General features: G+C 74.0%; 13 protein-coding genes and 1 riboswitch. Of the genes, 10 read left to right on the top strand and 3 right to left on the bottom strand.

Translation table 11 applies throughout. The annotated features are described in order from the left end of the window. Window positions 1-140 precede the first annotated feature (140 nt). Genes BLR12_RS08725 through BLR12_RS08715 form a run of 3 tightly spaced genes read left to right on the top strand, consistent with a single transcriptional unit; the run spans window position 141 to window position 3,132 of the window. A complete protein-coding gene (locus BLR12_RS08725) occupies window positions 141-1,172 on the top strand; it encodes an efflux RND transporter periplasmic adaptor subunit (RefSeq protein WP_091376229.1) in 1,032 nt (343 codons plus the stop codon). Next, window positions 1,169-1,915, top strand: coding sequence for an ABC transporter ATP-binding protein (locus tag BLR12_RS08720; RefSeq protein WP_091376226.1), 747 nt, complete (start codon window positions 1,169-1,171; stop codon window positions 1,913-1,915). Before BLR12_RS08725 ends, BLR12_RS08720 begins: the two co-directional genes overlap by 4 nt. After that, window positions 1,912-3,132: an ABC transporter permease gene (locus tag BLR12_RS08715; RefSeq protein WP_091376223.1), complete on the top strand. Its 1,221-nt coding sequence runs from the start codon at window positions 1,912-1,914 to the stop codon at window positions 3,130-3,132. Before BLR12_RS08720 ends, BLR12_RS08715 begins: the two co-directional genes overlap by 4 nt. A gap of 95 nt (window positions 3,133-3,227) precedes the next feature. Here BLR12_RS08715 and BLR12_RS25515 read toward each other — a convergent pair whose 3' ends face one another. From BLR12_RS25515 to glgX, 3 genes are all read right to left on the bottom strand, one after another. Beyond that, window positions 3,228-3,773: a LysM peptidoglycan-binding domain-containing protein gene (locus tag BLR12_RS25515; protein WP_304440644.1), complete on the bottom strand. Its 546-nt coding sequence runs from the start codon at window positions 3,771-3,773 to the stop codon at window positions 3,228-3,230. Window positions 3,774-3,800: 27 nt separating this feature from the next. After that, a riboswitch (cyclic di-AMP (ydaO/yuaA leader) is annotated at window positions 3,801-3,968 on the bottom strand. A 323-nt stretch (window positions 3,969-4,291) separates the two neighbouring features. Then, entirely contained in the window at window positions 4,292-6,640 is a 2,349-nt protein-coding gene (gene treY, locus BLR12_RS08705) for a malto-oligosyltrehalose synthase (protein WP_091376217.1), read from the bottom strand. Window positions 6,641-6,642: 2 nt separating this feature from the next. Then, on the bottom strand, window positions 6,643-8,757 hold the full coding sequence (gene glgX, locus BLR12_RS08700) for a glycogen debranching protein GlgX (protein WP_091376214.1): 2,115 nt from the start codon (window positions 8,755-8,757) through the stop codon (window positions 6,643-6,645). A 446-nt stretch (window positions 8,758-9,203) separates the two neighbouring features. Between glgX and uvrB the strand changes: the two genes are divergently transcribed. The 7 genes from uvrB to BLR12_RS08665 all read left to right on the top strand — a co-directional run bounded on the left by uvrB (window position 9,204) and on the right by BLR12_RS08665 (window position 18,583). Beyond that, entirely contained in the window at window positions 9,204-11,321 is a 2,118-nt protein-coding gene (gene uvrB / locus BLR12_RS08695; protein WP_091376211.1) for an excinuclease ABC subunit UvrB, read from the top strand. Between the two features lie 366 nt (window positions 11,322-11,687). Continuing rightward, window positions 11,688-12,848, top strand: coding sequence for a TerC family protein (locus BLR12_RS08690; protein WP_255363378.1), 1,161 nt, complete (start codon window positions 11,688-11,690; stop codon window positions 12,846-12,848). A gap of 144 nt (window positions 12,849-12,992) precedes the next feature. Next, entirely contained in the window at window positions 12,993-14,099 is a 1,107-nt protein-coding gene (locus BLR12_RS08685) for a TerC family protein (protein WP_091376205.1), read from the top strand. A gap of 27 nt (window positions 14,100-14,126) precedes the next feature. Next, window positions 14,127-16,100: a S9 family peptidase gene (locus BLR12_RS08680; protein WP_091376201.1), complete on the top strand. Its 1,974-nt coding sequence runs from the start codon at window positions 14,127-14,129 to the stop codon at window positions 16,098-16,100. Between the two features lie 86 nt (window positions 16,101-16,186). Then, window positions 16,187-16,639 carry a hypothetical protein gene (locus BLR12_RS08675; protein WP_143018739.1) on the top strand — a complete coding sequence of 151 codons (453 nt, stop codon included), beginning with the start codon at window positions 16,187-16,189 and terminating at the stop codon, window positions 16,637-16,639. A 64-nt stretch (window positions 16,640-16,703) separates the two neighbouring features. Beyond that, window positions 16,704-17,288, top strand: coding sequence for a hypothetical protein (locus BLR12_RS08670; RefSeq protein ID WP_091376194.1), 585 nt, complete (start codon window positions 16,704-16,706; stop codon window positions 17,286-17,288). Window positions 17,289-17,332: 44 nt separating this feature from the next. After that, a complete protein-coding gene (locus BLR12_RS08665) occupies window positions 17,333-18,583 on the top strand; it encodes an alpha-hydroxy acid oxidase (RefSeq protein ID WP_091376192.1) in 1,251 nt (416 codons plus the stop codon). Window positions 18,584-18,586 lie beyond the last annotated feature (3 nt).

The raw sequence follows: 18,586 nt of genomic DNA, 5'->3' as shown, positions 1-18,586 counted from the left end.
GGGGGTTGTGCCCGGCCCGACGGCCGCCAACCACGCGTTCCCGGCGTGCCGCGCGCCACAGGCCTTCCGGAGCGTCCTGGTGTCGTTACGGTGCGCCCTGAACGGTGCGGGACAGCACCGCACCGCCCCCGAGGAGCGCCATGAGCGTGGTCCGCACCGTCGTCCTGCCGGCGCTCCGGCTGCTGGTGTGGACGGTGATCGCCGTCGCCCTCGTGGCGCTCGCCTTCCGCGGCGGGAGCGGGGACGCCGCACCGGCGTCGGCCGGCGCGCCGCCGGTCGACCTCACCTCGCCGGTGGTCCCGGTCGCCCGCGGCACCGTCGCCAACACCGTGACCGTCCAGGGCACCGTCGTCGCCGACGCCACGGTCCCGGTGAAGGCGACCAAGGCCGGCACGGTCCGCCGCGTGCTGGTCGAGCCCGGCGAGGTGGTCGGCCAGGGCGACGCGGTCGTCGAGGTCCGCTGGGAGGAGGAGCGCGCGCCCCTCACCGGCACCGACGCCGAGGGCAACCCGACCAGCACCCCGCGCGAGCCGGTCGTGCGCACCGCGACCGTCGTCGCGCCCACGGCCGGCACGGTCACCGGCGTGGACGTGCTCGCCGACCAGGTGGTCGCGGTCGGCGACCGGGTCGCCGGCATCTCCCCGGGCACGCTGTCGGTCACCGCACCGCTGACCCAGGGCGACCAGTTCCGGCTGCTCGCCCCGCCGTCCACCGCGGAGGTGGAGGTCCAGGGCGGGCCCGCCCCGTTCACCTGCACCGGGCTCACGCTGGGCGCAGCGCCCACCGGGGACGACGCCGCCGGCCAGGGCACCCCGGTCGCCGACCCGGCCGCCGCGCCCCCCGCCCAGGGCGGCACCACCGCCCGCTGCGCCGTCCCCGGTGGGACGACGGTCTTCGCCGGCATGGCCGCCACGGTGGTCGTGGACGCCGGGGTCGCCCAGGACGTGCTCGTCGTCCCGGTGACCGCGGTGCAGGGCTCGGTCCGGCAGGGCAACGTCTGGGTGGTCGGCGCCGACGGCACGCAGGAGGAGCGGGCCGTCGTCCTCGGGCTCACCGACGGCGACCAGGTCGAGGTCCGCGAGGGCCTGGCCGAGGGCGACCAGGTGCTGCAGTTCGTACCGGTGCCCGACGACACCGTGCCGGTCCCGGGCATGGCAGGGCCGTTCGGATGACCCTGCTGGCGCTGCGCGGGATCAGCCGCGAGGTCGGGCTGCCCGACGGCGGCGTGCTGCCGATCCTCACCGGGGTCGACCTCGACGTCGCCGCGGGGGAGCACGTGGCGATCGTCGGCCGCTCCGGGTCGGGCAAGTCGACGCTGCTCAACCTCCTCGGCCTGCTCGACACCCCGACCGACGGGGAGTACCTGCTCGACGGGGAGCCGACCGGCGCGCTGCGCGCCCGCCGCCGGGCCCGGCTGCGCGGCGAGGTGTTCGGCTTCGTCTTCCAGCAGTTCAACCTGCTGCCGCGGCGCACCGCGGAGGAGAACGTCGCCGCCCCGCTGCTCTACGCCCGCGGCCGGGACTACCTGCGCCGGCGCCGCACGGCCCGCGAGATGCTCGACCGGGTCGGCCTGGGCACCCGCGGGGACACCGTGCCCGAGAAGCTCTCCGGCGGCGAGCAGCAGCGGGTGGCGATCGCCCGCGCACTGGTCCGCTCGCCGCGGGTCGTGCTGGCCGACGAGCCGACCGGGGCACTCGACGTGGAGACCGGCGCCCAGGTGATGGCGCTGCTGGCGTCGGCCGCCGCCGAGGGCGGCGCCGCGCTGGTCACCATCACCCACGACCTGAACGTCGCCCGGCTGGCCGACCGCCGCTACCGGCTGGACGCCGGCCGGCTCGCGCCGCTGGCCGACCCGGCGCCGACCCCGGTGGTACCGGCCCCCGCGCCCGTCCCGCTCGCGGAGGTCCACCCGTGACCCCCGTGCTGGCCACCCTCGCCGAGGCGTGGAGCGAGGTGCGGGTGCACAAGGCCCGCGTCGTGCTCTCCCTGGTCGGCGTCTTCCTCGCCGTCTTCGCGATGACCACGGTGACCGCGCTCGGCCTGATCGTCGCCCAGGTGCAGCAGGAGCAGAGCGAGCGGATGAGCGGACGCTCGGCCACCATCGGGGTCACCGCCTACGACCCGCAGACCGGCATGCCGCCGGACGCAGCGGAGTGGGACGCCGCCGTCGCCGGCCTCACCGAGCGGTACGGGATCACCACGACGGCGAGCATCGGCTACGAGGAGACCCGCTTCCGGATGCCCGGCGGCACCCAGCTGGTGCAGACCAAGCGCGTCTCGCCGTCCTACGGGCAGCTGCACCGCATCGAGCCGATCGAGGGCCGGTGGCTGCGCGCGGGCGACCGGGACAGCCTCGCCCCGGCCGTCGTGGTCAACGAGGCGTTCCTCGGCGCACTCGGCGTCCCGGACCTGGCCGGCCGGCCCACCGTCGTCATCGGCGGGCAGACCCCGGTGCGGGCCGCGATCGTCGGCGTCGTCCGCGAGGGATACGGCGACGAGCTGCTCGCCTACCGGGTGGACCGCTCGGCCGGTCCCTGGGACGAGCCGACCACCGCGACCCCGGCGGCCTCGGTGTACGGCCCCAGCACGCTCGAGCTCTGGGTCGGGGCCGACCAGGCCGACGAGGTCATGGCGGTCGTCTCCCACGACCTCGGCCTGGCGCTCGGCGGCGCGCAGGTCGACGCCTACCGGCAGGACTCGCCGGACCTGGAAGAGACCCTCGGCATGCTCCGGCTGGCCATCCGCGGCGTGGGCGTCGTCGTGCTCGCCCTCGGCGGGCTCGGCGTGCTGAACATCGGGCTGGTGACGGTCCGCCAGCGGATCCGGGAGATCGGCGTGCGGCGCAGCTTCGGCGCCACCTCGTCGCGGGTGTTCGCAGCGATCATGCTGGAGAGCGTCTGCGCCACGTTCCTCGCCGGCCTGGCGGCGGTCGCGCTGTCGGTCGTGCTGGTGCGGAACCTGCCGCTGGAGTCGCTGCTCAACAGCGGCGTCCCGCTGGCCGACGTCCCGGCCTTCCCGCTGGCCGCGGCGGTGGAGGGGCTGGTGGCGGCCACCGCGGTCGGCGCGCTGGCCGGGCTGCTGCCCGCGGTCATCGCCGTCCGGGCCAAGGTCATCGACGCCATCCGCTTCTGACCGGACCCCGCCCTGCGGCCGGCCGGTGAACGCCAGATGCCCAGGACCCGGCAGGTCCTGGGCCTCTGGCGTCCAACCCTCCGGGCTCCCGGCGGTCAGGGCAGCTGCAGCACCTGGCCGACGGAGATCCGGTTCGGGTCGCTCAGCTGCGGGTTGGCGGCGTGCAGCGCCTGCCAGCCGCCCGCGACGCCCTGCTGCTGGGCGATGCGGCCGAGCGTGTCACCGGACTGCACGGCGTAGGAGGATCCGCCGGACGGCGCCGCGGGCGCTGCGGCCGCGGGTGCCGCGCCCGCCTCCGGGGCGGAGGGGTCGAGTGCCTTCCCGCAGGTCGGCCAGGCGCCCTTGCCCTGCCCGTCGAGGGTGCGCTCGGCGACGGCGATCTGCTGCGCCTTGGTCGCCAGGTGGGCATTGGGGGCGTACTCGGTGCCGCCGTAGGCAGCCCAGGTGCTCGCGCTGAACTGCAGGCCGCCGTAGTAGCCGTTGCCGGTGTTGATGGCCCAGTTGCCGCTGGACTCGCACTGGGCGACGGCGTCCCAGTCGTTGGGGGCGGCCGCCGAGGCCGGGGCGGCGAGGACGCCGAGGGAGACGGCGGCGGCGCCGCCGAGCACCACGGCACCGCGGCGCAGGGCGCGTGCGGGCACGCGGGAAGACGAGGACGAACGCATGGGGGACTCCCGATCCGCCGCCTGCGAGGTGAGCTGTCGGGTTCGGAGCGATCGGTGCCCCGGCCGTGCGCACACGGCTTCACCCCGAGGCACCCGGCCGGACCGGCCGGGCGCCGAGATGGGTCCCCCACCCCCGTCCTGGCTGTGCAGGAGGTACGGCAGCCGACGGACGGGGTTCGGCGGATCGGCTCCGGCGCCCGGCCCCGGATGGGGGGCGCCGCAACAAGGTAACGGCCGGGTCACGGCGGTTCACCTCGCGCCCCAGGGGCAACCGGGGTGACGCGCCCGGCCGTCGGGACCGGGACCGGGCAGACCACCTGGTCACGTCCCCGCGGGCACGGCCGCACCCGCGGGGACGTGAGCTGCCTCTCAGTTCCGCCCTGCCGCCCCGTCCCGGACCGGCCCCGTCCGGAGGCTCGGTGAGGTGCTGGAACGGCCACCCTTCAGGGGCTAGCGCCGAGCTCGCGAGGCGTGGGGGGAAGGGTGGTCCTCTCTCAGTCGCGGACGAGCAGGGCGACCGGCAGCCGCTCGAGCAGCCCGGCGACCGGCAGCCCGTCGGCGTCGGAGACGAACCGGCCGCCGGTGAGCAGGTCCCGCCAGGCGCCGGTGGGGAGCTGCAGCGCGGTGTCGCCCCAGCCGGCGATCGACAGGCCCACCGGCAGCCGGGTGGCCACGGCGACCACCCCGCCGCGGTCGAAGGCGACCAGGTGGTCGCTCTCGATCCCCGTCGCCGTCACCGGCTCGTACCCGCCGAACCACTCCGGGTGCTCCCGGCGGGCGCGCAGCACGCGGGAGACGACGAGCAGCTTGGCCGCGCCGGTGTCGTCGACCGCGGGGACCTCACCGTCGTCCAGCTGCGCCAGCAGCCGGCGACGCAGGTCGTAGTCGACCGGACGGCGGTTGTCCGGGTCGACCAGGGACAGGTCCCACAGCTCGGTGCCCTGGTAGACGTCCGGGACGCCGGGCATGGTCAGCTGCAGCAGCTTCTGGGCCAGCGAGTTGGACCGGCCGAACGGTGCGATGCGGGCGACGAACCGCTCGATCTCGGCGTTGGTCCGCTCGTCGTCGTACGCCGCGTCGACCATCGCGTGCAGCGCCGACTCGAACTCCTCGTCGACGTCGGTCCACGTGGTCGACGTCCCCGCCTCGCGGGCGGCCTTCTCGGCGTAGGCGTGCGCGCGGTCGCGCGACAGCGGCCAGGCGCCCACCAGGTTCTGCCACACCAGGTGCGCCAGTGGGCGGTCCGGCAGCGGGTGGCGGAGCACCAGCCCGCGGACCAGGTCCGCCCACTCGGCCCCGAGCTCGGCCAGGACGACCAGCCGGGCACGGGTGTCCTCGCTGCGTTTGGTGTCGTGGGTGGTCAGCGTGGTCATCGACTCCGGCCTGCGCTCCACCCGGCGCCGCTGGGCCTCGTGGAACTCCTCGACCGTGCTGCCGAACCGGGCCGGGTCGCCCCCGACCTCGTTGAGCACCACGAAGCGCGCCCACCGGTAGTAGGCGCTGTCCTCCACGCCCTTGGCCATGACCGGGCCGCTGGTCTGCTCGAACCGGGTCGCCGCCTCGGTGCCGGCCTGGGACAGCACCGGGTGCAGCGCGTCCAGCGCCGCGGTGAGGTCGGGACGGCGCTCCCGCACCGCGGCCACGGTGGCGTCCAGGTGCTCCCGGCCGTCGGGCAGGTAGGTGCGGTAGACCGGGAAGGACGCCAGCAGCTCGGCCAGCGCCTCCTTCTCGGTGTCCGTGTCGATGCCGGGCAGCTCGCCGATGACCCGCACCAGCCGCGCCACCTCCGAGCCGAGGATCCCGTCGGTCACCTCGCGCTTGCAGTCGTGGACCAGCTCGGCGTAGTCGACCGGGGCCCCCACGAGCTCGGTGTCCAGCGCGCTGAGCACCGCCGCGCCGGCCGGGTCCACCAGCACGTCGTCGACCTCGGCGAGCGCGTCGTAGCCCGTCGTCCCGGCGGTCCGCCACGACTCCGGCAGGTCCTCCCCGGGCTCGAGGATCTTCTCCACCACGGTCCACCGGCCACCGGAGGCCTCGGCCAGCCGGTCCAGGTACCCCTTCGGGTCGGCGAGGCCGTCGGGGTGGTCGATCCGCAGCCCGTCGACCGCGCCGTCGGCGACCAGCTGCAGCACCAGCTCGTGGGTGGCGCGGAAGACCTCCGGGTCCTCCGCGCGCAGCCCGGCGAGGGTGTTGATGGCGAAGAACCGCCGGTAGTTCAGGTCGCGGTCGGCCCGCCGCCAGTCGACCAGCTCGTAGTGCTGCCGGTCGTGCACCTCCTGCGGCGTGCCCTCACCGGTGCCCGGCGCGAGGGGGAAGCGGTTGTCGTAGTACCGCAGCTCGCCGTCCGCGCTTCCCCCACCCGCCCCACCGACGACCTCCAGCTTCTCGACGTCGTCCGCCGTCCCCAGCACCGGGATGCGCACCCGGCCGCCGCCTGCGTCCCAGTCGACGTCGAAGGCGGCGGCGTGGGCGCTGTCGCGCCCGTGCCGCAGCACGTCCCACCACCAGGGCGCCTCTGCCGGGTCGGCGATGCCCATGTGGTTGGGGACCAGGTCCAGCACCAGGCCCAGGCCGCGCTCGTGCAGCGCCGCGACCAGCCGGTCGAAGCCGGCCCGGCCACCGCGCGACTCGTCGATGTGCGCGTGGTCGACGGTGTCGTAGCCGTGCGTGCTGCCCGACGCCGCCCGCAGCAGCGGCGAGGCGTAGGCGTGGCTGACGCCCAGGTCGGCCAGGTAGCCGGCCAGCGACGCGGCGTGGTCCAGGGTGGAGTCGGCGGTGACCTGCAGCCGGTAGGTCCCGGTGGGGACGTCGCGGCGGCGGTCCGCGCTGAGCGGCTCGGACACGCTCACGACCGCCGGGGGGCGCTGAGCACGACCATGGAGCGGTCCTGCAGGGTCAGCGTCTCGCCGGGCTTGAGCTCCCGCGGCTCCACCGCGTCCATCTCGGCGGTGTCCAGGACGACGGTCCACGCGCCGGCGTACTCCTCCGACGGCAGGCAGAAGTCCATCGGCTCGTGCGAGGCGTTGAAGGCCAGGTAGAAGTGGTCGTCGACCACGGCCTCGCCGCGCTCGTCGGTGGACCGGATGCCGTGGCCGTTGAGGTACATCGCCAGCGACTTGGCGAAGCCGGCGTCCCAGTCGTCCTCGGTCATCAGGTCACCGGCCGGGGTCAGCCAGGCGACGTCCTGCACCGGGTCGTCCTGCCCCCGGCGCACCGGCCGGCCGTGGAAGAACCGGCGGCGGCGGAACGTCGGGTGGTCGTGGCGCAGCCGGGTCACCAGCTTGGTGAACTCCAGCAGCCCCTCGTCCACCTCGTCCCAGTGGATCCAGGTCAGCGGCGAGTCCTGGCAGTAGCCGTTGTTGTTCCCCTCCTGCGTGCGGCCCAGCTCGTCGCCGTGCAGCAGCATCGGCACGCCCTGGCTGAGCATCAGCGTGGCCAGGAAGTTGCGCCGCTGCCGGGCGCGCAGGGTGAGCACCTTCTTGTCGACGGTCGGGCCCTCGACGCCGCCGTTCCAGCTGCGGTTGTGGCTCTCGCCGTCGTTGTTGCCCTCGCCGTTGGCCTCGTTGTGCTTCTCGTTGTAGGAGACCAGGTCGTTGAGGGTGAACCCGTCGTGCGCGGTGACGAAGTTGATGCTGGCCACCGGACGCCGGCCGGAGTGCTGGTAGAGGTCGGCCGAGCCGGTGAGCCGGCTGGCGAACTCGCCGATCGTCGAGGGCTCGCCGCGCCAGAAGTCGCGGACGGTGTCGCGGTACTTGCCGTTCCACTCCGTCCACAGCGCCGGGAAGTTGCCGACCTGGTAACCGCCCTCGCCGACGTCCCACGGCTCGGCGATCAGCTTGACCTGGCTGACCACCGGGTCCTGGTGCACCAGGTCGAAGAACGCCGACAGCCGGTCGACGGCGTGCAGCTCGCGGGCCAGCGTCGAGGCCAGGTCGAAGCGGAACCCGTCGACGTGCATCTCGGTGATCCAGTAGCGCAGCGAGTCCATGATCAGCTGCAGCGCCTGCGGGGTGCGGGCGTTGAGCGAGTTCCCGGTGCCGGTGTAGTCCATGTAGTACTGCGGGTCGTCCTCGACCAGGCGGTAGTAGGCCCGGTTGTCGATGCCCTTGAACGACAGCGTCGGGCCCAGGTGGTTGCCCTCGGCGGTGTGGTTGTAGACCACGTCGAGGATGACCTCGATGCCCGCCTCGTGCAGGGTGCGGACCATCCCCTTGAACTCCTGCACGTGCATGCCGTTGTCGGTGTTGCTCGCGTACTCGTTGTGCGGCGCGAAGAACCCGATGGTGTTGTAGCCCCAGTAGTTGCGCAGGCCCTTCTGCTGGAGGGTGTCGTCCTGCACGAACTGGTGCACCGGCATGAGCTCGATGGCGGTGACGCCGAGGTCCTGCAGGTAGCCGATGACCGCGGGGTGGGCGATGCCGGCGTAGGTGCCGCGCAGCTCCTCCGGGACGTCGGGGTGGGTCATCGTCAGGCCCTTGACGTGGGCCTCGTAGATGACGGTCTTGTGGTACGGCGTCCTCGGCGGGCGGTCCACGCCCCAGTCGAAGTACGGGTTGACGACGACGGACTTCGGCATGTGCACGGCCGAGTCCTCGTCGTTGCGCTCACCGCTGTCGAAGACGTAGCCGAAGACCGACGGGTCCCAGTCGATCTGGCCGTCGATGGCCTTCGCGTAGGGGTCCAGCAGCAGCTTGTTGGGGTTGCAGCGCAGGCCCTGGGACGGGTCGTAGGGGCCGTGCACGCGGTAGCCGTAGCGCTGGCCGGGCTGGATGCCGGGCAGGAAGGCGTGCCAGACGTAGCCGTCCATCTCGGGGAGCCGGATGCGCGTCTCGGTCCCGTCGTCGTCGAACAGGCACAGCTCGACCTTCTCGGCGACCTCGCTGAAGATCGCGAAATTCGTGCCGGTGCCGTCGAAGGTCGCGCCGAGGGGGTAGGCGGTTCCAGGCCACACCTGGGTCATGGACGGGTCCTCCTGTGCTGGCGCCCCCGGGGAGGCCGGGGGCCGGTGGCCTCCCCACCGCGGGGCGTCGGCGGAGAGGTCGGTGCGCGTGGGTTTCCGGCCCTCGGTTCCCGGGCGCGGCGCGGTCCAACCCTCCGCTGGTCACGGGGGTCGGAGACGTCGCTCACGCCGGTCGGCGCCCGGACGACGACGCCCCCCGCGGAGGTCTCCGTGGGGGGCGTCGTGCGCAGGTCCGGCCGGGCAGTGTCGCCGGGACCGACCTCGTCCGGGGCGCCGGCCCCGGGTGGCGCTGGTCCGCGGCGTGACCGCTCCTGCGACCGGGGACGCTAGGCGGCGACCCCACCACGTGCAAGCACCGGGCGCCAGTCCCGCCGCCCCTTCCGCCCCTCGCGTGCCGGGCGGCTCACGGACGCCGTCCTGTCACTGGCGGGTCGTACCGTCGACGCGTGCGCGCGACCACCGACCTCCGGCCCACCCGCGGGCGTTTCCGCGTCGTCAGCGAGTACCAGCCCGCGGGCGACCAGCCGGCCGCGATCACGGCGCTGGCCGAGCGCGTGCGCTCGGGGGCGACCGACACCGTGCTGCTCGGCGCCACCGGCACCGGCAAGTCGGCGACGACGGCTTGGCTGATCGAGCAGGTGCAGCGGCCGACGCTGGTCATGGCCCCCAACAAGACGCTGGCCGCGCAGCTGGCCAACGAGTTCCGGGAGCTGTTGCCCGACGCCGCCGTCGAGTACTTCGTCTCGTACTACGACTACTACCAGCCCGAGGCATACGTCCCGCAGACCGACACCTACATCGAGAAGGACTCCTCGATCAACGAGGAGGTGGAGCGGCTGCGCCACTCGGCCACCAACAGCCTGCTCACCCGGCGCGACGTCGTCGTCGTCTCCACCGTCTCCTGCATCTACGGCCTGGGGACGCCGGAGGAGTACGTCGACCGCGCGCTCAAGATCAGGGTGGGGGAGGAGCGCGACCGCGACGAGCTGCTGCGCACCCTGGTCACCGAGCAGTACACCCGCAACGACCTGTCGTTCACCCGCGGCACCTTCCGGGTGCGCGGCGACACGATCGAGGTCTTCCCCGTGTACGAGGAGCTCGCCTGCCGGATCGAGATGTTCGGCGACGAGGTCGAGCGGCTGTACTACCTGCACCCGCTCACCGGCGAGGTGGTCCGCGAGGTCGACGAGCTGTTCGTCTTCCCGGCCACCCACTACGTCGCCGGCCCGGAGCGGATGGAGCGGGCGATCGGCTCCATCGAGGCCGAGCTGGAGCAGCGGCTGGCCGAGCTGGAGCGGCAGGGCAAGTTGCTGGAGGCCCAGCGGCTGCGCATGCGCACCACCTACGACATCGAGATGATGCGCCAGGTCGGCTTCTGCTCCGGCATCGAGAACTACTCGCGGCACATCGACGGCCGATCGCCGGGCAGCGCCGGCGCCTGCCTCATCGACTACTTCCCCGACGACTTCCTGCTGGTCATCGACGAGTCGCACGTGACCGTGCCGCAGATCGGCGGCATGTACGAGGGCGACATGAGCCGCAAGCGCACCCTGGTCGAGCACGGGTTCCGGCTGCCCTCGGCGATGGACAACCGCCCGCTGAAGTGGGAGGAGTTCACCGACCGGATCGGGCAGGCCGTCTACCTGTCGGCGACCCCGGGTCCCTACGAACTGGGCCGGGTCCAGGGCGACGTCGTCGAGCAGGTCATCCGCCCGACCGGCCTGGTCGACCCGGAGGTCGTGGTCAAGCCGACCAAGGGCCAGATCGACGACCTCGTGCACGAGATCCGGCTGCGCACGGAGAAGGACGAGCGGGTCCTGGTCACCACGCTGACCAAGAAGATGTCCGAGGACCTCACCGACTACCTGCTCGAGCTCGGCATCAAGGTGCGCTACCTGCACTCCGAGGTCGACACCCTGCGCCGGGTCGAGCTGCTCCGCGAGCTGCGGCAGGGCGAGTACGACGTGCTGGTCGGCATCAACCTGCTGCGCGAGGGGCTGGACCTGCCGGAGGTCTCCCTGGTGGCCATCCTCGACGCCGACAAGGAGGGCTTCCTGCGCTCCGGCACCTCGCTGATCCAGACCATCGGCCGCGCGGCGCGCAACGTCTCCGGTCAGGTGCACATGTACGCCGACACCGTCACCCCGTCGATGGCGACGGCCATCGAGGAGACCAACCGGCGCCGCGAGAAGCAGATCGCCTACAACCGCGAGCGCGGCATCGACCCGCAGCCGCTGCGCAAGAAGATCGTCGACATCCTCGACGGCATCTACCGCGCCGCGGAGGACGCCGAGGCCTCGACCGAGCTGCTCGGCGGATCGGGCCGGCAGCAGTCCCGCGGCAAGGCCCCGGTGCCCGGGCTGTCGTCGAAGAAGGCCGGCAAGGCCGGTGGGATCGACACGCAGGGGCTGCCGCGCGCCGAGCTGGCCGACCTCATCACGCAGATGAACGACCAGATGCTGGCCGCCGCCCGGGAGCTGCAGTTCGAGGTGGCCGCCCGGCTGCGCGACGAGCTGACCGAGCTGAAGAAGGAGCTGCGCCAGCTCGACGCCGCGCACGCCTGAAGGAGCGGTGGACGCGGGCGGCCCAGGACCACCTCGGTCCTGGGCCGCTGGCGTGCACCGGTACTGGCGCACCTCGACGCGTGGCGCGGGTCACGCCGAGATGAATTCGTTCTCATCCGGGGAACAGATCGCATCCCGGTAGTGTCTGAGGGGAAGGAACCGCTCGATGGCGGCCCCAGAGTGGGTCGGCGTCCGCGGTTCGTTCGTGGAGGGGAGTATCCCCGCGCGACGGTGTCGTCAGTACGGGGTCCCCGAGGGCCCCCGGCGCCGTCGGCCACCTCAGCGACGAGGGGGCGGGAGAGACCTCCGGTCAGGCACCGCGGCGCCGTGCGCGCCGCCGAGTCACCGGAGGTATCTGCTTTGGACGTGCCCTTCTGGGTCTGGGCGCTGACCGTCGGCGCGATCGTCGGGATGCTCGTGTTCGACTTCGTCGGCCACGTACGCACCCCGCACGCGCCCACGCTGCGCGAGTCGGCCACCTGGTCGGCCATCTACATCGGCATCGCCGTGCTCTTCGGCCTGCTGGTCCTGTGGTTCGCCGGTGGCCAGTACGCCGGTGAGTACTTCGCGGGGTACATCACCGAGAAGAGCCTCTCGGTGGACAACCTGTTCGTCTTCGTCCTGATCATGGCCAGCTTCGCGGTGCCCCGGGAACTGCAGCAGAAGGTTCTGCTGTTCGGCATCGCCTTCGCGCTGGTGCTGCGGACGCTGTTCATCTTCATCGGCGCCGCCGCGATCGAGCAGTTCAGCTGGATCTTCTACGTCTTCGGTGGCTTCCTGATCTGGACGGCGATCGCCCAGGCACGCAGCGGCGGGCACTCGCACGACGAGGAGTTCAAGGAGAACTCCGTACTGCGGCTGGCCCGCCGGTTCTTCCCGACCACCGAGGACTACCACTCGGACAAGATGCTCACCAAGGTCGGCGGCAAGCGGCACATCACCCCGCTGGCCATCGCCCTGGTCGCCATCGCGAGCGCCGACATCCTCTTCGCCGTCGACTCGATCCCGGCGATCTTCGGGCTGACCCAGGAGACCTACCTGGTCTTCACCGCCAACGCCTTCGCCCTGCTGGGCCTGCGCCAGCTGTTCTTCCTCATCGACGGTCTGCTCGACCGGCTGGTCTACCTGTCCTACGGCCTGGCGGTCATCCTCGGCTTCATCGGCGTGAAGCTGCTCATCCACGCGCTGCACGAGAACGAGCTGCCGTTCATCAACGGCGGTGAGCACGTCACCGTGATCCCCGAGGTGCCGACCTGGCTGTCGCTGACGGTCATCCTGGCGACCCTGGTCATCACCACGGTGGCCAGCCTCGCGAAGAACCGCCGCGACCAGGCCCGCGGCACGACCCCGCCGACCGGTGCGGGCGACGAGGCCGCCGGCCGCGAGGGGCTCATCGCCCAGGGCCCCGGCGACCACGACCCGCACGCCGTCGGGCCGGACGAGGCGCCGCCCTCGCCGCACGACGCGCTGGTCACCGATGCCGACGAGCCCGCCGGCAGCGGCGGTGCCACGCGTCACCGCGGCTGACCCCGCAGCACCCCGCACCGGGCCCGTCCTCCTCCCGGAGGGCGGGCCCGGTGCGCGTGGACGGCGGGTCCGGGACCGGTCGCCAGGGGGCACGCCGGACCTCCGCCGGACGATCACCGCGACGGCCCCGTACAGTTCTGGCCCGTGGAGCTCCCGGTCTGGTTCGAGATCGCGACGTTCGTGGGGCTCACGGCCCTGCTGCTGGCCGACCTCGCCATCGTCGCCCGTCGCCCGCACGAACCCTCCTTCAAGGAGGCGGGGCTGTGGGTCAGCTTCTACGTGGCGCTGGCGCTGGCCTTCGGCGTGCTGCTGCTCGCCTTCACCAACGGCCGGTACGCCACCGAGTTCTACGCCGGCTGGCTCACCGAGTACTCGCTCTCGGTGGACAACCTCTTCGTCTTCGTGATCATCATGGCCCGCTTCCGGGTGCCGCGGCACCTGCAGCAGGAGGCCCTGATGATCGGCATCATCATCGCGCTGGTGCTGCGCGGCATCTTCATCCTCCTCGGCGCCGCGCTGATCTCCCGGTTCACCTGGGTCTTCTACTTCTTCGGCGCCTTCCTGGTGTACACGGCCATCAACCTGGTCCGGCACCGCGACGAGGACGAGGACTACGAGGAGAACGCGTTCATCCGGCGGATGCGCCGGGTGCTGCCGATGACCTCGGACTTCCAGGGCGCGAAGATCCGGGTCACCGAGAACGGCAAGAAGCTGTGGACGCCGATGATCATCGTCATCCTCGCCCTGGGGACGACGGACCTGGTCTTCGCCCTGGACAGCATCCCGGCGATCTTCGGGCTGACCCGCGAGCCGTTCATCGTGTTCACCGCGAACGTGTTCGCACTGATGGGTCTGCGGCAGCTGTACTTCCTGCTGGGCGGGCTGCTCAAGCGGCTGGTCTACCTGTCCCTCGGCCTGGCGGTCATCCTCGCCTTCATCGGCGTCAAGCTGGTGATGGAGGCGCTGCACGAGAACACGCTGCCGTTCATCAACGGCGGTGAGCACATCGACGCCGTCCCGACCATCCCGATCTGGCTGTCGCTGACGATCATCCTCGGCGTCCTGGTCATCGCCACCGTCGCCAGCCTGATCAAGACCCGCGGCCAGATGGTCGAGCCCGCCCCCACCGACCCGGAGGTCGCCGGGCAAGTCGAGTCCACCGGCCCCGAGGCGCTCGCCGAGGCCGAGAAGATCGCCGAGCAGGCCCGGGAGCAGCAGGGCGGCGTGGGGGAGGACACCCGCCGCCGCTGAGGCCTGCGCCCGCGGAGCACCACGACCGTGCGCCTCGACGACCTGGCGCTGCTGCGCACCCCCGGTGTCCCCACCGTCAGCCCGGACGGGCGGATGGCCGTCGTCGCCGTCGGCCGCGCCGACCTCGAGGCCGACGCCGACCGCAGCCAGCTGTGGGCGGTGCCGACCGACGGGTCGGCGCCGGCCCGCCCGCTGACGTCGGGGGCCCGCGACACCGACCCGGCGTTCTCCCCGGACGGCCGCTGGCTGGCCTACCGGGGCGCCGAGCCGGGCGGGCAGCCGCAGCTGCACCTGCTCCCCACGGCCGGCGGGGCGCCGCGGCGGCTGACCGACCACCCGCTGGGCGCCGGCCGCCCGGTCTGGGCGCCGGACTCCCGCCGGCTCGCCTACACCGCGCCGGTGCCCGGGGCCGACCGCTCCGGCGGTCAGCCCCTGCTGGTCACCACGCTGCGCCGGCCGGCCGACGGGCGCAGCCACGTCTTCGTCCTCGACCTGCCGCCCGACGGGGTGGACGACGGCACGCCGCCGCCGCGGCCCCAGCAGGTCACCGACGGCGCGGCGGACGACGCCGACGTCACCTGGAGCCCGGACGGCGCCGAGCTCGCGTTCGTCTCCGCCCGGCACGCGCGCGCCGACCGCGACCTGGTCCGCGACGTGTACGTCGTCCCGGCCGCGGGCGGGACGCTGCGCCGGGTGACCGACGGGCGGGCGGACTGCGCGCTGCCCGCCTACGACCCCTCCGGGGACCGGATCTGGCTCACCGCCCGGCCGGACCTCGGTCCCGACGGGCTGGACGTCGCCGGTCGCGGCGCCACGCTGTGCCGCGTGCGGGCCGCGGGCGGCGTGCTGGAGCCGGTGCTCGACCCCGCCTCGACCGACCGGGGAGACGCGACACCGGCGACCGTGCTGGCCGGGGGAGCGGCCCACCTCGGCGTCCAGCGGTGCGGCGCGGTCGAGCTGCTGCGCGTGCCGCTGGACGGCCGGCCGGCCGAGGCGCTGGTCGACGGGCCGTTCACCGCGCGAGGGGTGGCGGCGGCCGGGGTCGTCGTCGTCGCCACCGTGGGGCACGACCGCTCCGCTGGTGAGCTGATCGCCGTCACCCCCGGCCGGCGCCGGCTGCTCACCGGCTTCGGCCGGGCGCTGGGGGCCACCGGACGGCTGCACCGCGCGCAGCAGCGCACCGCGACCGCGCCTGACGGCACCGAGGTGCACGGGTGGGTGACCGCACCGGAGGGCCCCGGCCCGCACCCTGTGGTGCTGTGGCTGCACGACGGGCCGCACCGGCAGGACGGCTGGTCGCTCGAGGTCGACACCCAGGTGCTGGTGTCCGCGGGCCACGCCGTCGTCCGGTGCAACCCGCGCGGGTCGTCGGGCTACGGGCAGCAGCACGCCCGCGCGGCCCGGGGCGCGGGCGGGACGGTGGACGCCGACGACGTCCTCGCCTTCCTCGACGCCGTGCTCGCCGACCCGGCGCTCGACGTCGACCGGGTCGGGGTGGCCGGCACCGGCTACGGCGGCTGGCTGGCGACCGTGCTCACCGGGCGGACGACGCGCTTCGCCGCCGCCGTCGTCGAGGGAGCGTTCATGGACCCGGCCGGCCTGCTCGGCACCTCCGAGGTCGGCTGGTGGTTCGCCGAGCAGCACCTGGGCGCCGATCCGCCGGGCCTCCCCGCGGACCCCACCACCCCGACCCTGGTGGTGCACGGCGAGGACGACCGGCGGTTCCCGGCCGGGCAGGGCATGCGCCTGCACGCCGAGCTCCGGCGCCGTGGCGTCCCGGCGGAGCTGCTGCTGTTCCCCGGCGCGGGCGCGGACCTGGGTCGCACCGGCCGGCCCCGGCAGCGCCGGGCGCGTCTGGAGCACCTGCTGCGCTGGTGGGCGCGCTGGCTGCCGGTCACTCCTGATGAGGACCTGCCGGGGGAGGTCGTGGACCTCGACGCGCTGCCCGGCGACGATCACGGCGGGGAACCGCTGACCGTGCGGGCGACCCGGCTGGACTGAGGAGGCGGTCGCCGGTCGTCGTGGAGGAGCCCGTGTCGGACCCGGTACCCGGTCCCGCCGCCTCGAGTCCGCGGTGGCCGCGCATCGTGCTCGCTGCCCTCTGGGTGGCAGTCCTCGGCGGGCTGGCGACCGTGCTGCCGCTCATCGTCTCCGGGAGCCTGACCGGCGTGGTCCTCTCCCGCTGGGTCCGGCGCCGGCAGTGGGGCGCCCGGGACCGGTTGGAGCAGTACGTCTCGGCGGCACGTGCTGGCCGGCTGCCGGACGGCGCCGACCCGGCGGTCTGGCGGCCGCTCCTGGAGGCTGAGCTGCGCAGGCGCAGGCGGGCCCGCGTCGGCGTCGTGCCGCTGGGTCTGGTGGTCGCTGCGGTCGGCATGGCGATCACGGCCGACCTGTCCGACCCCGGACCAGCTGGTCGGGTACTGGCCACCGTGGGCGGGGTGCTGGTCGTCGCGGCGATGTGGGGGATGGTGCGCGCGCAGGTCCCGCCGGTCGAGCGGCTGCTCGACCAGGTGTCGGACCCGGGCACGCCCGAGTCCTGAGGCCGGGTCGCGGGACGCGCCGACCCGGCCGATGATCTCCGGCGGGGGTGGAGAGGAGACGCTCGTGCCCCCGTCCCCGGACCGCGGTCCCGTCGCGGCAGTCCGCCGCCGCCTCGACCGTCTGCCGCCCCGCCGTCGCCGGGTGGTCGTCCGGCTGTCGGCGGTCGCCCTGCTGGCCGCCGCCTACCTGCTGAACGTGTGGCTGCTGCGGCTAGTCGGGGACGACCCGGTCGACTGGATACAGCCCGTGCCCGGCCTCCTCGCGGGGTTCCTCGGCGGCTACCTCGGCGTGCGGCTGCAGCGCCGGCGCCTCGGCGGCCGTCAGCGGATGCGTGAGTACGACCGGGCGATGCGCACCGGGCGGCTGCCCGACGACGCCGACCCCGCCGTCTGGCGGCCGCTGCTCGAGCGAGAACTGCACACCCAGCAGCGGGGGATGAGGGTGATCAGCCGGGGGGTGAGCCTCGTCTTCGCCGTCGCCTGGGTGCTCGTCGCGGTCCTCAACGACATCGACGCCGTCTGGTGGCTCGTCGCCGCCGTGGCCATCGCCTTGTTCGCCTTGTGGCTGCACTGGCTCGCCGGCCGGCAGGCCGGACGGATCCGCCGGCTGCTCGACCGGCCGCCGACCGGGGTGCCGCCTGCGGGGTGACGTGCCGCCTGGCAGGGTGGGCCGACCGACACGAGGAGGTCCCGGTGGTCGAACGCCGCGCACCCCGCTGGTCCGAGCTGCGCGAGCTGATCCGCCCGCGCCGGCTGCCCGGCGACGTGACCGACCGGCGGCTGGCCACGGCGGCCACGGTCGCGGACCTCCGCGAGATCGCCCGCCGCCGGGTGCCGCGCGCGGTCTTCGACTACACCGACGGCGCGGCCGGCGCGGAGCTGAGCCTGCGCCGCGCGCGGGAGGCGTTCGCCCGTGTGGAGTTCCGGCCGAGCGTGCTGCGCGACGTCTCGGAGGTCGACCCCGCGACCACCGTCCTCGGGCGGCCGTCGGCCCTGCCGCTGGTGTTCGCGCCGACCGGGTTCACCCGGCTCATGCACACCGAGGGCGAGTCCGCGGTCGGCCGGGTGGCCGAACGGATCGGCATCCCGTACGCGCTGTCCACCATGGGGACGACGACGATCGAGGCGCTCGCCGCGGCGGCCCCCGGCGCCCGCCGGTGGTTCCAGCTGTACCTGTGGCGCGACCGCGAGGCCAGCGCCGCGCTGGTCGAGCGGGCCGCGCGGGCCGGCTACGAGGCGCTCGTGCTCACCGTGGACACCCCGGTGGCCGGGCCGCGGCTGCGCGACGTCCGCAACGGGTTCACCATCCCACCGGCGTTGACCCTGCGGACGATGGCCAACGCCGCCGTCCACCCCCGCTGGTGGGTCGACCTGCTCACCACCGAGCCGCTGGAGTTCGCCTCGCTGCGCTCCTGGGGCGGGACGGTCGCCGAGCTGGCCGACCGGGTCTTCGAGCCGGCCGCCACCCTCGCCGACCTGGCGGAGCTGCGGGAGACCTGGCGGGGGGCGCTCGTCGTCAAGGGCGTCCAGACGGCGGACGACGCCCGCGCGGTCGTGGACGCCGGCGCCGACGCCGTCGTCGTGTCCAACCACGGCGGCCGCCAGCTCGACCGCGCCCCCACGCCGCTGGAGGAGCTGCCCGCGGTGGTCGCGGCGGTGGGCGACCGGGCCGAGGTGTACCTGGACGGCGGCATCCTCGACGGGGCCGACGTCGTCGCCGCGGTCGCCTGCGGTGCCCGGGCCTGCCTGGTCGGGCGCGCCTACCTGTACGGGCTGATGGCCGGCGGGGAGCGCGGCGTGCAGCGGGCCGCCGACGTCCTCTCCAGGGAGGTCACCCGCACGCTCCAGCTGCTCGGCGTCCCCTCGGTCGCGGAGCTCACGCCCGACCGCGTCCGGCTGCGGGGCGGTGACGTGGCGTTGCCGACCGGAGCAGCGCGTCCCTAGGGT

This window comes from Geodermatophilus sp. DSM 45219 (assembly GCF_900104025.1).
GTDB lineage: Bacteria > Actinomycetota > Actinomycetes > Mycobacteriales > Geodermatophilaceae > Geodermatophilus.
This window is presented reverse-complemented; position numbering and strand designations above follow the sequence as displayed.

Bases quoted from the DNA above. Each gene is read 5' to 3' on its own strand.
- BLR12_RS08725 (WP_091376229.1), top strand. From the start codon at position 141: ATGAGCGTGGTCCGCACCGTCGTCCTGCCGGCGCTCCGGCTGCTGGTG.
- BLR12_RS08720 (WP_091376226.1), top strand. From the start codon at position 1,169: ATGACCCTGCTGGCGCTGCGCGGGATCAGCCGCGAGGTCGGGCTGCCC.
- glgX (WP_091376214.1), bottom strand. From the start codon at position 8,757: ATGACCCAGGTGTGGCCTGGAACCGCCTACCCCCTCGGCGCGACCTTC.